The sequence below is a fragment of the Vibrio sp. SSH13-20 genome (assembly GCF_040104475.1).
GTDB lineage: Bacteria > Pseudomonadota > Gammaproteobacteria > Enterobacterales > Vibrionaceae > Vibrio > Vibrio harveyi.
In genome coordinates, this window is sequence record NZ_JBECOU010000002.1 from 481,514 (window position 1) to 495,605 (window position 14,092).

15 protein-coding genes are annotated in these 14,092 nt (G+C 44.2%); 4 read left to right on the forward strand and 11 right to left on the reverse strand.

The features are described from left to right. Positions 1 to 38: 38 nt before the first annotated feature. Positions 39 to 677: a YchE family NAAT transporter gene (locus ABMY42_RS07420; RefSeq protein WP_005444661.1), complete on the reverse strand. Its 639-nt coding sequence runs from the start codon at positions 675 to 677 to the stop codon at positions 39 to 41. Between the two features lie 651 nt (positions 678 to 1,328). On the opposite strand from ABMY42_RS07420, the gene adhE reads away from it, so the two are divergent. After that, the gene (gene adhE / locus ABMY42_RS07425; protein WP_005444662.1) at positions 1,329 to 4,031 is read left to right on the forward strand and encodes a bifunctional acetaldehyde-CoA/alcohol dehydrogenase; all 2,703 of its coding nucleotides are present in this window, start codon (positions 1,329 to 1,331) and stop codon (positions 4,029 to 4,031) included. A gap of 149 nt (positions 4,032 to 4,180) precedes the next feature. Here adhE and ABMY42_RS07430 read toward each other — a convergent pair whose 3' ends face one another. The 3 genes from ABMY42_RS07430 to sodB form a co-directional block, all read right to left on the reverse strand. Next, complete coding sequence (locus ABMY42_RS07430; protein ID WP_017189356.1) at positions 4,181 to 4,924, reverse strand: SDR family oxidoreductase; 744 nt, start codon at positions 4,922 to 4,924, stop codon at positions 4,181 to 4,183. A gap of 134 nt (positions 4,925 to 5,058) precedes the next feature. Next, positions 5,059 to 5,562 carry a VC2046/SO_2500 family protein gene (locus ABMY42_RS07435; RefSeq protein WP_029790470.1) on the reverse strand — a complete coding sequence of 168 codons (504 nt, stop codon included), beginning with the start codon at positions 5,560 to 5,562 and terminating at the stop codon, positions 5,059 to 5,061. 157 nt (positions 5,563 to 5,719) lie between these two features. Further along, positions 5,720 to 6,304 (reverse strand): superoxide dismutase [Fe], encoded by a 585-nt coding sequence (sodB, locus tag ABMY42_RS07440; protein WP_005444665.1) that lies wholly within the window; start codon positions 6,302 to 6,304, stop codon positions 5,720 to 5,722. 242 nt (positions 6,305 to 6,546) lie between these two features. Here sodB and ABMY42_RS07445 point away from each other — a divergent pair, with 242 nt between their 5' ends. Continuing rightward, positions 6,547 to 6,882, forward strand: a complete 336-nt coding sequence (locus ABMY42_RS07445) for a Grx4 family monothiol glutaredoxin (RefSeq protein ID WP_005444666.1) — start codon at positions 6,547 to 6,549, stop codon at positions 6,880 to 6,882. A gap of 75 nt (positions 6,883 to 6,957) precedes the next feature. After that, positions 6,958 to 7,587, forward strand: a complete 630-nt coding sequence (locus tag ABMY42_RS07450; protein ID WP_049536816.1) for a DsbA family protein — start codon at positions 6,958 to 6,960, stop codon at positions 7,585 to 7,587. 88 nt (positions 7,588 to 7,675) lie between these two features. On the opposite strand, the gene ABMY42_RS07455 is transcribed toward ABMY42_RS07450, so the two are convergent. Both ABMY42_RS07455 and rnt read right to left on the reverse strand, forming a co-directional pair. After that, positions 7,676 to 9,001 carry a Na+/H+ antiporter family protein gene (locus ABMY42_RS07455; protein ID WP_005444668.1) on the reverse strand — a complete coding sequence of 442 codons (1,326 nt, stop codon included), beginning with the start codon at positions 8,999 to 9,001 and terminating at the stop codon, positions 7,676 to 7,678. A gap of 28 nt (positions 9,002 to 9,029) precedes the next feature. Continuing rightward, positions 9,030 to 9,674 (reverse strand): ribonuclease T, encoded by a 645-nt coding sequence (rnt, locus tag ABMY42_RS07460; protein ID WP_009698519.1) that lies wholly within the window; start codon positions 9,672 to 9,674, stop codon positions 9,030 to 9,032. A 356-nt stretch (positions 9,675 to 10,030) separates the two neighbouring features. Here rnt and ABMY42_RS07465 point away from each other — a divergent pair, with 356 nt between their 5' ends. Beyond that, positions 10,031 to 10,912: an OmpA family protein gene (locus ABMY42_RS07465; RefSeq protein WP_009698518.1), complete on the forward strand. Its 882-nt coding sequence runs from the start codon at positions 10,031 to 10,033 to the stop codon at positions 10,910 to 10,912. Positions 10,913 to 11,021: 109 nt separating this feature from the next. On the opposite strand, the gene ABMY42_RS07470 is transcribed toward ABMY42_RS07465, so the two are convergent. From ABMY42_RS07470 to rsxG, 5 genes are all read right to left on the reverse strand, one after another. After that, positions 11,022 to 11,456: a DUF2753 domain-containing protein gene (locus ABMY42_RS07470; protein ID WP_005444671.1), complete on the reverse strand. Its 435-nt coding sequence runs from the start codon at positions 11,454 to 11,456 to the stop codon at positions 11,022 to 11,024. Positions 11,457 to 11,592: 136 nt separating this feature from the next. Next, positions 11,593 to 12,009: a lactoylglutathione lyase gene (gene gloA / locus ABMY42_RS07475; protein WP_274876350.1), complete on the reverse strand. Its 417-nt coding sequence runs from the start codon at positions 12,007 to 12,009 to the stop codon at positions 11,593 to 11,595. Between the two features lie 32 nt (positions 12,010 to 12,041). After that, complete coding sequence (gene nth, locus ABMY42_RS07480) at positions 12,042 to 12,683, reverse strand: endonuclease III (RefSeq protein ID WP_005444675.1); 642 nt, start codon at positions 12,681 to 12,683, stop codon at positions 12,042 to 12,044. Between the two features lie 79 nt (positions 12,684 to 12,762). Continuing rightward, positions 12,763 to 13,455 (reverse strand): electron transport complex subunit E, encoded by a 693-nt coding sequence (locus ABMY42_RS07485; RefSeq protein ID WP_009698515.1) that lies wholly within the window; start codon positions 13,453 to 13,455, stop codon positions 12,763 to 12,765. Beyond that, positions 13,448 to 14,086 carry an electron transport complex subunit RsxG gene (rsxG, locus tag ABMY42_RS07490; protein ID WP_005444679.1) on the reverse strand — a complete coding sequence of 213 codons (639 nt, stop codon included), beginning with the start codon at positions 14,084 to 14,086 and terminating at the stop codon, positions 13,448 to 13,450. Before rsxG ends, ABMY42_RS07485 begins: the two co-directional genes overlap by 8 nt. Positions 14,087 to 14,092: the final 6 nt, after the last annotated feature.

The window sequence follows — 14,092 nt, forward strand, 5'->3', positions numbered from 1 at the left end:
TGAAACGGATTGCAACATCATACCAGAAGTTATGAAATTTAGGCTAAACCAGGGAATAGGTTTCTTAAACCGTTAGCAATAAACTCAATACCAAGAGCGCCCAAGATTAGACCCATAATACGGGTAATCACGTTGATGCCTGTTTGACCAAGGAAACGAACGATCAAAGGCGCAGAGCGGAACAACAACCAAGAGCAAAAACAAAACAGCATGATCGTAACGCTAATACCAACCGTGTCGAGTGCACTTGGGTAACGTGCGCCATAAACAATGGTTGAGCTGATTGCACCTGGACCTGCCATCAAAGGCATCGCTAGCGGTACTACACCGATTTGTTCGCGGCTTACGTATTCCGACTTCTCTTGTTTATTTTGCTTATCTTCACCCAGTTTACCGCTCATCATCGAGAACGCGATACTCAGAAGTAGTAAACCGCCCGCAACACGGAAAGAGTCCAGAGAAATACTGAACATATCCAGCAACAACTGACCAGCAAAAAGAGAAATGATCAAAATAATCGCAACGGCAACGTTGGCTGTCGTGGCGGTCTTATTTTTCTCTTCTGGTGTCATATGACCGGTTAGTGATACGAACACAGGCATGATACCAACAGGGTTCACTGCTGCGACCAAACCTAAGAAAAACTGTAGGAAAATAGCTAACTCTAAAGTCTGCATGTTGCTTACTCGTAAACGTTCACAATAGTGAAAAAGAGAGGGGGTAATTTTAGGCGGTAATGTAAGGCAAAAGTGCGGTAGGAAGAAATGAAAAAAACTAACGTATTTGGGCTAGTATTTGTGAGAAAAACTAATTATTGAAGAAAATGTATTCAATCTGGAAACGAATTGTTACGTAGAAAATTGATGAGAGAGCATACTGATTTACACAAACGTTAACATTCGCACATTTTTCACAAAAAGAAAGGTGGTTTGTAGAGAGATAAGACGTATTCGATATACTCTCAGTAGCACAAAAATTAGGGTCCACATGTAATTTTGTTGGCTAAAAATGAAACTTTTTTACAGATTGTTGTTATTTCTTTTAGTTTTTAGTTCGTTTGCTTCTTTTTTGCTCAATAAAAAATGAAGTTTAATTTATTTGTTTATCAATGATTTATGTTGTTTTGTTGTGGTAAACCACTACTTTGGGGGTATTTCAGTTGTGAGAACTGATCCAAGTCAATTTTTTTCACACTCTGAAATATTATACTCAGCCCTGAAAGCAATTTACTAAGATGGTTGTTAGTTAAGTCGCTGATAAACAGTAAAAACGAAAGACAATAACCTTACTAAAAAGTTTTTAATATTTATTATTTTAGGAGATCCACCATGCCTGTAACTAACTTAGCTGAACTAGATGCTCTAGTAGCACGCGTTAAAGCAGCACAAGAAGAGTTCGCAACATTTTCTCAAGAGAAAGTAGATGCAATCTTCCGCGCAGCTTCTCTTGCAGCTAACCATGCTCGTATCCCACTAGCACAACAAGCAGTTGCTGAATCTGGAATGGGTATTGTTGAAGATAAGGTAATCAAAAACCACTTCGCTTCAGAATTTATCTACAACAAATACAAAGACGAAAAAACATGTGGCATCTTAGAAGAAGATGACAACCTAGGCACAATGACTATCGCTGAGCCTGTAGGTATCATCTGTGGTATCGTTCCAACGACTAACCCGACTTCTACTGCTATCTTCAAATCTCTAATCTCTCTAAAAACTCGTAACGGCATCATCTTCTCGCCACACCCACGTGCGAAGAACTCAACTAACGATGCGGCGAAACTAGTTCTAGATGCAGCAGTAGCAGCTGGTGCACCAAAAGACATCATCGGTTGGATCGACCAACCATCTGTAGAGCTTTCTAACGCTCTTATGAAGCACGACGGTATCGCTCTTATCCTTGCAACTGGTGGTCCAGGCATGGTTAAAGCAGCTTACTCTTCTGGTAAGCCAGCTATCGGTGTAGGTGCAGGTAACGTTCCTGTAGTTATCGATGAAACAGCTGACATCAAACGTGCTGTTGCTTCTATCCTAATGTCTAAAACTTTCGATAACGGCGTAGTATGTGCTTCTGAGCAAGCTGCAATCGTAGTTAGCGAAGTTTACGACGAAGTGAAAGAGCGTTTCGCTTCTCATAAAGCTCACGTTCTATCTAAAGCTGACGCTGATAAAGTACGTAAAGTACTTCTTATCGACGGCGCACTAAACGCGAAAATCGTAGGTCAACCTGCTCCAGCAATCGCTGAAATGGCTGGCGTTAAAGTTCCTGCTGACACAAAAGTTCTTGTAGGTGAAGGTCTAGGTAAAGTTTCTTACGATGATGAGTTCGCTCACGAGAAACTATCTCCAACTCTAGGTCTATTCCGTGCTGACAACTTCGAAGATGCAGTTGCTCAAGCGGTAACAATGGTTGAAATCGGTGGTATCGGTCACACATCTGGTCTTTACACTAACCAAGACGTAAACGCAGACCGCATCCGTTACTTCGGTGACAAGATGAAGACTGCACGTATCCTTGTAAACATCCCGACTACTCACGGTGGTATCGGTGACCTTTACAACTTCAACGTAGCACCTTCTCTAACTCTAGGTTGTGGTTCTTGGGGTGGTAACTCTATCTCTGAGAACGTAGGTCCTAAGCACCTTATCAACAAGAAAACTGTAGCTAAGCGAGCTGAAAACATGTTGTGGCACAAACTACCTAAGTCTATCTACTTCCGTCGTGGTAGCCTTCCAATCGCAATGAGCGACCTAGAAGGTAAGAAACGCGCATTCCTAGTAACTGACCGTTTCCTATTCAACAACGGTTACGCTGATGAAGTAGTTAAACTGCTTAAAGAGCAAGGCATCGAAGTTCAAACATTCTTCGACGTAGAAGCGGATCCAACACTATCTGTTGTTGAGAAAGGTGCAGAAGCAATGAAGAGCTTCCAACCTGACGTAATCCTAGCTCTAGGTGGTGGTTCACCAATGGATGCTGCGAAGATCATGTGGGTAATGTACGAGCACCCAGAAACTCACTTCGCTGAACTAGCAATGCGCTTTATGGACATCCGTAAACGTATCTACAAGTTCCCTAAAATGGGTAAGAAAGCTGAGCTTGTATGTATCACTACAACTTCAGGTACTGGTTCAGAAGTTACTCCATTCGCTGTTGTTACAGACGACAAGACTGGTGCTAAGTACCCACTAGCTGACTACGAAATCACGCCAAACATGGCTATCGTTGATGCTAACCTAGTAATGAACATGCCTAAGTCTCTAACAGCATTCGGTGGTTACGATGCAGTAACTCACGCTCTAGAAGCTTACGTATCTGTTCTTGCGAACGAGTACTCAGATGGTCAAGCTCTACAAGCACTTAAGATGCTTAAAGAGTACCTACCTTCAAGCTACGCGAACGGTGCAAACGACCCAATCGCTCGTGAGAAAGTACACAACGCGGCAACGATCGCTGGTATCGCATTTGCGAACGCATTCCTAGGTGTTTGTCACTCTATGGCGCACAAGATTGGTGCTGAGTTCCACCTACCTCACGGTCTAGCGAACGCACTACTAATCTCGAACGTTGTACGTTACAACGCGAACGACAACCCAACTAAACAAACTGCGTTCTCTCAATACGACCGTCCACAAGCACGTCGTCGTTATGCTGAGGTTGCTGACCACCTAGGCCTAAGCCAAGAAGGTGACCGTACTGCTCAGAAGATTGAACGTCTACTAGCATGGTTGGACGAGCTGAAAGGCGACCTAGACATCCCAATGTCTATCCAAGCTGCAGGTGTTTCTGAAGCTGACTTCGTAGCGAAACTAGACGAACTAGCTGTTGAAGCGTTCGATGACCAGTGTACAGGTGCTAACCCTCGTTACCCTCTAATCACTGAGCTAAAAGAAGTTCTAATGGCTTCTTACTACGGTAAAGCATTCGTTGAAGGCGAAACTTTCGAAGGTACAACTGTTATCAAGAAGAAAGCAGACCAAGTAGCGAAAGAAGCAGCACCAAAAGCTAAGAAAGAAAAAGCTAACGCATAAGTACGACGTTAGTTATGAAGTAGGTTTTCGCTAGCACGAAACTTACAATCGGGAAAACTCAAAGCCCCAGTCGAAAGACTGGGGCTTTTTTTTGTTCTTTACATTACCAACGGCTCTGTTAGGTGGCGGATTTAGGTAGGAAGGTTTACTTAGACTTCGGTCGTGACGACGCGTCCGCTAAAGTACTCATTTGCGACAATGTAGGCGGTATTTCTTACCAACTCATCTTGGATCTGAGCCCAATGTCGCTCGTCTAGATCTTCGCTGGTATGGTTTACGGATGGGATGACGCCACCCACACGAATATTGAAAGGGGTCAGCTCTTTTGCCCAGCTGTGAGTAAAGCCAGACACCAGTGCTGCCATGCTCTCTACTCCAGTGAGATCTTCATGGTTGTCATGTGAGATAACGTTAACGATCACGCCTTTCTTCTCTCTCGAACGAAATCGTTCAGCACTGACTTGCCCATAGGTATAGAGAAAGCGAGCCGCAGAAGAAAGGTGGTCAATGTAGGTACTCATTGGCTCTGGAGCCATTAAGCTTGGCATTGGTGAGCTAGTCCAGCAGTTTACGATTACATCGGGAGTCGCACCTAATTGCGACTCTATTTGGTCGAACAATAAGTTGATGGATGTCGTGTTGTCATTGCACACATTCATCGCATATACCCTGTCGGAAAACGCACTGATTTGCTCGTAGCTTGCCTTCAAGGCACTAGGGTTCTGATCACAAAGTACCAACGTTGCCCCAAGATGGGCAAAGTGGTTGGAGCAAGTCCTGCCCAATACAGAGCCTGCAGATGTGACGAGAATGATTGAGTCTTTAATATCCATAGCACCTTCACTGTAATTTCTTGTGTTAAACAATACATCAGTGGTTTGTGCTATCAGCATGGATGAATTTATTTGAGCTCAGTGTGAAAAGGCTCAAACTAACGCTTTTGCGCGACAATTATTGTTTAGGAATTTGTAAGGCGTCACATTTCTGACGTGCTTGGAATGTAAGCGCTTGGCGGAAAAGTGAAACGTTATGCTTGAGTTTGGATTTGGTAATGACGTTGAGCTGTCACTAGTTGATTGTACAAACCTGCATCGGGAATAAGGGTTTTGTTGCGCTCACCTAAGCTGCGGCGCTCGTGACCTGAAAGGTTGTGATAAACCTCTTCTGGTAGATTAAATGTGTCTTCAGGAAGGTAAGTGAGTGCATCAGGCTTTAGGTAGTGGCTCAGTTTTGCCGAAGGCAAGCCAGCATTATGAAACTGTTTCGCTTGTTCTGCTGCAAGTTCATAGCTACTGCTATCAGAACGTAGAGACTGAGGTTGAGATAAACCGAATTGTTGACGAAGAATGTCATCACTGGTGATCACTTCTTGGACTTCTTCAACCGGAACCACATCGCGGACATCGTTAGAAAACATAGACAGAATCAACGAGAAATCAGCGCGACGACCTTCGTGTACGGCATGGTTAATACCATTACCGAACTGAAGTTCGTTGATGATTGCTGCTTTGTCTAAAGTATGGATTTGCATGATGTTCCTCGCTTGATGCACTTTTAGCGGCAACGGAGAGAAGAACTTTAGGAAAAAGAGGGGATTAATTGAAAAAATCGGTTAGAGATGTAATAAAAAAGCCCGCAACAATGCGAGCTTTTTGAATATGACTAAATTGAACTTAGGGGGAAGTTAATTACTTCGCTAGGTTCTCAGCTACGAAATCCCAGTTTACAAGTGCCCAGAAGCCGTTCATGTAATCAGGACGTACGTTGCGGTAATCGATGTAGTACGCGTGTTCCCACAGGTCAACAGTTAGAAGTGGAGTCGTACCTTCTTCTGTTAGAGGTGTAGCAGCGTTAGAAGTGTTAACGATCTCTAGAGAACCGTCAGCTTTCTTAACTAACCAAGTCCATGAAGAACCAAAGTTGTTGATTGCTGCGTCAGTGAACTTCGCTTTGAATTCTTCGAAAGAACCGAATGCAGCGTTGATTGCATCAGCAACTGCACCAGTTGGCTCGCCGCCCGCGTTTGGCGCTAGGCAGTGCCAGTAGAACGTGTGGTTCCAGATCTGTGCTGCGTTGTTAAATACGCCACCAGTAGAAGTCTTGATGATCTCTTCTAATGTTTTGCCTTCGAACTCAGTACCAGGGATAAGACCGTTTAGCTTAACAACGTAAGTGTTGTGGTGCTTACCGTGGTGGAAATCTAGAGTCTCTGCAGAGATGTGTGGTTCTAGTGCGTCTTTCGCGTAAGGAAGAGCTGGTAGTTCAAATGCCATTGCTCGATTCTCCATAGATATGAAAGGGTTACCTTTCGATTGCTTCCAGTGTTTTTATTTATATGTAGTCGTTACGACTGACTTGAAAAGTATTTTAGCAAGTTTTTACTTTATTAAAACCCCGATATGAAAATATTTTAAGAGGAAAGGGGCAAAGACTTACTAATTATATGGTTTTTATTCTGTGTTTATTGAGTAGAATGTGGCAATAATTAAAGTTCACGTCCATGAATGAGGAAGCGATGGAAACTATCGATAAAATCAAACAGCAGATCTCTGAAAACGCAATCCTGCTGTACATGAAAGGATCACCGAAACTACCTAGCTGTGGTTTCTCTTCTCAAGCAGCACAAGCTCTAATGGCATGTGGTGAGAAGTTCGCTTACGTAGACATTCTACAAAACCCAGATATCCGCGCTGAGCTACCAAAATACGCTCAATGGCCTACATTCCCACAACTGTGGGTTGAAGGTGAGCTGATCGGTGGTTGTGACATCATTTTGGAAATGTTCCAAAAAGGTGAACTTCAGCCTCTTATCAAAGAAGCTGCGGCACGCGTTGAAGGTGACGCTGAGTAATTCGTAAATACTCACATTTGGCGATAGAATACAAAGGAGCCGCATTGGCTCCTTTTTCTTTTTTAGGTTAGTGGAATGAACTTGAAGCTTTACTACGTACATGATCCAATGTGCAGCTGGTGTTGGGGCTACAAACCAACCATCGAAAAATTGAAGCAGCAACTGCCAGGTGTGATTCAGTTTGAGTATGTTATGGGTGGGCTTGCGCCAGATACTAATCTGCCGATGCCTCCGGAAATGCAGCAAAAGATTGAACAGATTTGGAAGCAAATCGAAAGTCAGCTTGGTACCAAGTTTAACTACGATTTCTGGACGTTGTGTACACCAGTACGTAGTACTTACCAATCTTGCCGTGCAGTTATCGCTGCAGGTTTCCAAGACTCTTATGAGCAAATGCTGGAAGCGATTCAGCACGCTTACTATTTACGTGCGATGCCTCCTCATGAAGAAGCAACCCATCTGCAACTCGCAAGAGAGATTGGCTTAAACGTCCAACAGTTTAAGAATGATATGGATGGCACTTTGCTGGAAGGTGTTTTCCAAGACCAACTCAGTCTTGCAAAGAGCTTGGGTGTCAATTCTTACCCGAGTTTAGTACTGCAAATTAACGACGCTTACTTCCCGATTGAAGTGGACTATTTGTCGACAGAAAATACGTTAAAGCTTATCCGTGAGCGCATCATCGACAACATGCCAGCGCAGTAAACTGAAACTGGTTTCAAAGCCCAAATAACAAAAAGCCGCTCAATGAGCGGCTTTTTCGTAACGAATTGTATCCATTTAAATGATGCGACTACAGCACCATTGCAGCAATCCAACCGAAGATGATCAAAGGGATGTTGTAGTGGATAAATGTCGGCACTACGGTTTCCCAGATGTGCTCGTGCTGACCATCTGCGTTTAGACCCGATGTTGGACCTAACGTTGAATCAGAAGCCGGAGAGCCTGCATCACCTAGTGCTGCTGCTGTACCTACTAGTGCGATTGTCGCCATCGGTGAGAAACCAAATGCTAGTGAAAGCGGCACATAGATAGTTGCAAGGATTGGAATCGTAGAGAACGATGAGCCGATACCCATTGTTACCAACAGACCAACGATCAGCATTAATAGTGCTGCAAGAGGCTTGTTGTCACCGATGCTGGTTGATAGCGATTGTACAAGCGTCTCAACGCCACCGGTTTGCTTCATTACTGCAGCGAAACCTGCCGCCGCAATCATGATGAAGCCAATCATTGCCATCATGTGTACACCTTTAGTGAACACGTCGTGCGTCTCTTTCCATGCGATAACACCACCGAAAGTGAACACCATGAAGCCAGCTAGTGCACCGATGATCATTGAGCCCGTGTATAGCTGTACGCTTAGCGCAGCAAGAATACCTAAGCCTGCAACCACAATATGTTTTTTGTTTAGCTTCTCTTCAGATTCTTGAACAACGGTCAGTTCAGTTTCTTTGTATTCACGAGGCTTACGGTAGCTAAAGAAGATTGCAGTTAGAAGACCAAACAACATACCCGCGCCCGGCAACAGCATTGCCGTTGGAACTTGGCTTGCCACGACATCTGTTAGACCATTGTCATGTAAGTTCTTCAATAGGATGTTGTTTAGGAAGATGCCACCAAAACCTATTGGTAGAACCATGTATGGCGTGATCAAACCAAAGGTAAGCACACAAGCAACCAAACGACGGTCCAACTTCAGCTTAGCGAATACGCCCAAAAGAGGTGGAATCAAAATTGGAATGAAGGCGATATGTACCGGAATCACGTTTTGAGATGACATGGTAACAAGTACAAGAGCAACTAATACAGCGTATTTTAGACCCGTAGTCGACGCAGAGCTCTCTTTACCATTTAGGCGTTTGATAACGCTTTTTGCCAAAAGGTCAGTGATGCCAGAACGAGAAATTGCAACAGCGAAAGTACCTAGCATTGCGTAGCTTAGCGCGATAGTCGCACCGCCACCCAGACCGCTTTCAAATGCAGCAACGGTATCCCCAAGGCTCATGCCTGCAACAAGGCCACCAACGATGGCACTAAACGTGAGGGCAACCACCACGTTCACGCGCATCAATGCTAACACGAGCATGACGCACACAGATATAACGACAGGATTCATACTTTTCCTAATATGTTGTGTTTACTTATTATTCTTCGTCTACAAGCGGCCAACCGCCTAGGGCCTTCCATTTGTTGACGATGCCACAGAATAACTCTGCAGTTTGTTGTGTATCGTAGAGGGCTGAGTGTGCCTCACGATTGTCGAATTCCATCCCTGCTGCTTTACATGCTTTAGCGAGAACAGTTTGACCATAAGCAAGCCCACTTAATGTTGCGGTATCAAAAGTGGCAAATGGATGGAAAGGGACTCTTTTAAGTTTACAGCGTTCATTCGCTGCATTAACAAAACCTAAGTCGAAAGCGGCGTTGTGTGCAACCATGATGGCACGCGAACAGTCTGCTGCTTTTTGTTCTTTGCGAATCAGTTTGTAGATTTCTTTAAGTGCTTCTTGTTCGGAAACTGCACCGCGAAGAGGGCTGAATGGGTCACGAATGCCATTAAACTCCAGCGCTTCTTTTTCTAAGTTCGCGCCTTCGAAAGGTTCGATATGAAAATGAATGGTTGAGGCAGGATGCAGATCGCCATTTTCATCCATACTTAGGGTGACGGCGCAGATTTCTAAAAGTGCATCAGTTTGAGCATTGAAACCTGCGGTCTCAACGTCTACTACCACTGGAAAATAACCACGAAAACGCTTTTTCAGGGTTAGAGCTTCATTTTCTATTGTCATGTTGGCTTATATTTGTGTGACGAAGGCTGCATTATTGCAGATTCTACCGATGAGAAAAACCGCAATTTGGGAGAAATGTAGAATTCTATTCCCCATTAACCAGTGAGGGTTATAACCAAAAACAAGGGAGCTGGTCACCTGTTATTCTCGTGATGTTATTTACCATTTTATACCCAAGTCATTCTCGCTGAAGCAAGCATCTCGATGTTACTTGGGTATATGCACTTGCCAAAGTGAGCGTTAACTCCTTATAACCACTTGTAAATTCCATGTTGGCGGGATTTTTGCATTGTTCTGCATGTTTTCAATTGATTCAAGTAAGCGGCAATAGATTGCCGTTTGAGAGATGTACCTAGATGAATAAATGGCTAGTAACCAGTGGTATCGTGATGTCTTTGCTTAGCGCAAACAGTTTTGCGTCGATGGGCAAGCGTTATGTCGCCACACCGCAACAATCACAGTGGGAGATGGTGATGAATACGCCATTGGAGTGCCAGCTTGTGCATCCTATCCCTGGGTTTGGTGATGCGGTATTTTCGTCTCGTGCGAGTAAAAAGATAAACTTGGATTTTGAGCTGAAGATGCGTCGACCTATGGGTGAAACACGTAATGTCAGTTTGATTTCTATGCCTCCTCCATGGCGTCCCGGCGAGCATGCAGATCGCATTACTAACCTCAAGTTCTTCAAACAGTTTGATGGTTATGTTGGTGGGCAAACCGCTTGGGGCATTCTTTCTGAGTTAGAAAAGGGACGTTACCCAACGTTTAGCTACCAAGATTGGCAGAGTCGGGATCAGCGTATTGAAGTGGCGTTGTCATCGGTACTATTTCAGAACAAATACAACGCGTTTAGTGACTGTATTTCTAACTTGTTGAAGTACAGCTTCGAGGATATTGCGTTTACGATCCTTCATTATGAACGCCAAGGGGATCAGCTCACCAAAGCATCGAAGAAACGCTTATCGCAAATCGCAGATTATGTGCGTCACAATCAAGATATCGATTTGGTGCTGGTGGCGACCTACACCGATTCAACTGACGGTAAGAGCGCAAGTCAAAGCTTATCGGAGCGACGTGCTGAATCGCTGCGTACATACTTTGAGTCTCTTGGTTTATCTGGTGATCGGATTCAGGTCCAAGGTTATGGTAAGCGTCGCCCGATCGCAGACAATGGCTCACCAATTGGCAAAGATAAAAACCGTCGTGTAGTGATTTCACTTGGGCGAACTCAGGTTTAATCTGACATTTGACACAATAAAAAACGCCAGAGAATAAACTCTGGCGTTTTTGTCGCTATTTGACGTTGTTTGAATACTATTGTTAATCGTATTGGCTTATTGCCGAAAATTAGTTGAGTCGGAACTTGGCGATAATCTCACAATTCGTCGCGGTATCAATCTTCTCAACTTGTTTGGCAATCGTTGGGTTTGGATGGCGTTTCATAAAGTCAATCAAGGCTTTTGTACAGCATCCAATTGAATCAATAAAGCTTGCGCAATCTTTGTTTGGACACTGAGGGATCAGTGTCAGTACTTTTTCAGACGCTAACTGAAGGTATTTGAGCTCGTACTCTGTATCACCTGCCCAACGCCAAAACTGAGCTAGGTTGTGGCATGAAATCACCGAAATCAATAGTCTCTCATCGGCTTCTATTTCCACGCATTCGCTAATATCTTCACTCAGGCTAAGGGCTTGCTGGTAATGAAGAATGCTGCGAACAGGGTCATCTAGTTGAAGTGCTGTATCGGCTAGAAGTGTGTGTTTTTCCCATTCACTGATCATTATCGTTATCCCACATATCGATGTTGCTGACAAATCTAAACGATAACCATTATCAAGTAAAGCAATTTGTTTATAAACAACAGGCAGGTCTCAGACCTGCCTGCAACAACATGACATGTTTCAATAGAGAAAGGGATTAACCTTCTAAACCTGCCGAAGCTTGTTTATTTTGAATCAGTTCTACCATGTAACCATCGGGGTCTTTGACAAAAGCGATGTGGGTTGTACCGCCTTTAACTGGACCCGGCTCACGAGTTACGTTCCCACCTGCCGCTTTGATCGCGTCACACGTTGAGTAAATATCGTCTACACCGATCGCAATGTGACCAAATGCAGAGCCTAGGTCATACTCAGTTGTGCCCCAGTTGTACGTTAGTTCAATGACAGCACCTTGAGACTCATCTCCGTAGCCAAGAAATACAAGGGTGTATTCGTACTCTTTATTTTCATTGGTACGAAGCAATTGCATGCCCATTACTTCAGTGTAGAACTTGATAGATTTGTCTAAGTCACCCACGCGCAGCATGGTGTGAAGAATTCGACCGTTTGACATTTTTTTGCTCCTAGCGATTGTTTCAGACAGGGTTATTCGTCTGGATACACTTTATCTTTGAATTCACACAGGTCTTCGATGATACAACTACCACAACGCGGCTTTCGTGCAACACAGGTGTAGCGACCATGAAGGATCAGCCAATGGTGTACATCAAGCTTAAACTCTTTTGGCACCACTTTAAGAAGTTTTTCTTCCACATCGTCGACAGTTTTGCCCATCGCAAACTTTGTCCGGTTCGAAACACGATAGATATGCGTATCTACCGCAATTGTTGGCCAACCGAATGCGGTGTTCAGTACAACATTAGCTGTTTTACGACCCACACCGGGTAACGCTTCAAGCGCTGCGCGATCTTCTGGCACTTCACCGTTGTGTTTTTCGAGCAGGATCTTACAAGTCTTAATGGTGTTTTCGGCTTTTGAGTTAAACAGACCGATGGTTTTGATGTATTCCTTTAAACCATCAACGCCCAAATCAAGAATGCCCTGTGGTGTGTTGGCAACTGGGTAGAGCTTATCTGTTGCTTTGTTCACACTTACGTCTGTCGCTTGCGCAGAAAGCAGTACGGCGATAAGGAGTTCAAACGGAGTGCTCCAATTGAGCTCCGTTTGAGGATTAGGATTGTTTTCTCTTAATCGTTCGAGAATTTCAATTCTTTTGACTTTGTTCATTGCTGACTTCCAAACCCGTCTTTGCGGTTTATGAAAAAGGCCCTACGAGTGGTAGAGCCTTGATTTTAGAATTTTTACATTATGCGTTAGTTACGCGAGCACGCTCAATGGCTGGTTTTTCTTCTTTTGGCTGACGTGCCTGAATTGAGCTATCGATAACATTTTTCAACGCTATCAAAAGTCCTACCCCGATGAAAGCGCCTGGTGGTAATAATGCAAGTAGGAAGCTGCTATCGAAGTGGAATACTTGAATGCGCAGTGCTGCAGCCCAATCGCCAAGGAGTAGGTCTGCACCATCAAACAGGGTGCCATTACCGATAAGTTCACGCATTGCGCCAAGCACAACCAGTACAGTTGTCATTCCCAGGCCCATCCAAAAACCATCTAGTGCTGCTGGCAGTGGATCATTTTTAGATGCGTAAGCTTCCGCACGACCAATGATAATACAGTTGGTTACGATCAGAGGGATGAAAATACCAAGAGATAGATACAAGCCGTAGGCATAAGCATTCATGAGCAGTTGAACGCAAGTTACCAAAGAAGCAATGATCATAACGAAAACGGGAATACGGATTTCTTTTGGTACGTAGTTACGAATCAGTGAAACCGTCACGTTCGAACCGACAAGCACCAACAAAGTCGCAATACCCAAACCAAGCGCGTTGGTAATGGTGGAAGAAACCGCAAGTAGAGGACACAAACCCAGAAGTTGCACTAGGGCTGGGTTATTACTCCACATGCCGTTTTTCATTAGCAGTTTATTTTCACTCATGGTTGCCTCCTGCGCAGTCTAGGGGCTGGTTCAGAATCTCATCACGAGATTTATTAACATAGTTTACCGTGTTTCTTACCGCTTTCACTACTGCGCGAGGGGTAATCGTAGCACCAGTGAACTGATCGAAATCGCCACCATCTTTACGAACGCGCCAAGAATTCCAGTTACTTTCTGTCACTTGTTTACCCGTGAAACTCAAAATCCAGTCGGTAACACGTAAATCGATTTTATCGCCCAACCCCGGTGTTTCTTGATGGCTTAGGATACGAGTACCAAGGATCTTACCTTGGTTATCGATGCCAGTGATGATTTTGATTTCACCGTTGTAGCCATCTGGAGCGATGGATTCAATCGCCATTGCCGTTGGTTGACCATCTTTAGTTGCGATGTAAGTTGGCATCGCTCGAACCGTACCTAGATCGGGCGCTGACACCATCGTACACGCTGTAACAAGATTGTTGTCATGCATTTCTTCCGGAATCACTTGGTTAAGAACCGACAGCAATTGCTTTTGTTCCTGAAGTTTAATTTGATCTTTTGTTAGGTACTGAGTCAGTGCCACAAGACCGGTTGTAGCACAGGCGAAGATCGCAAGTGTCAGACCATTTTTTCTAATAGCGGTTAACATGTTTAC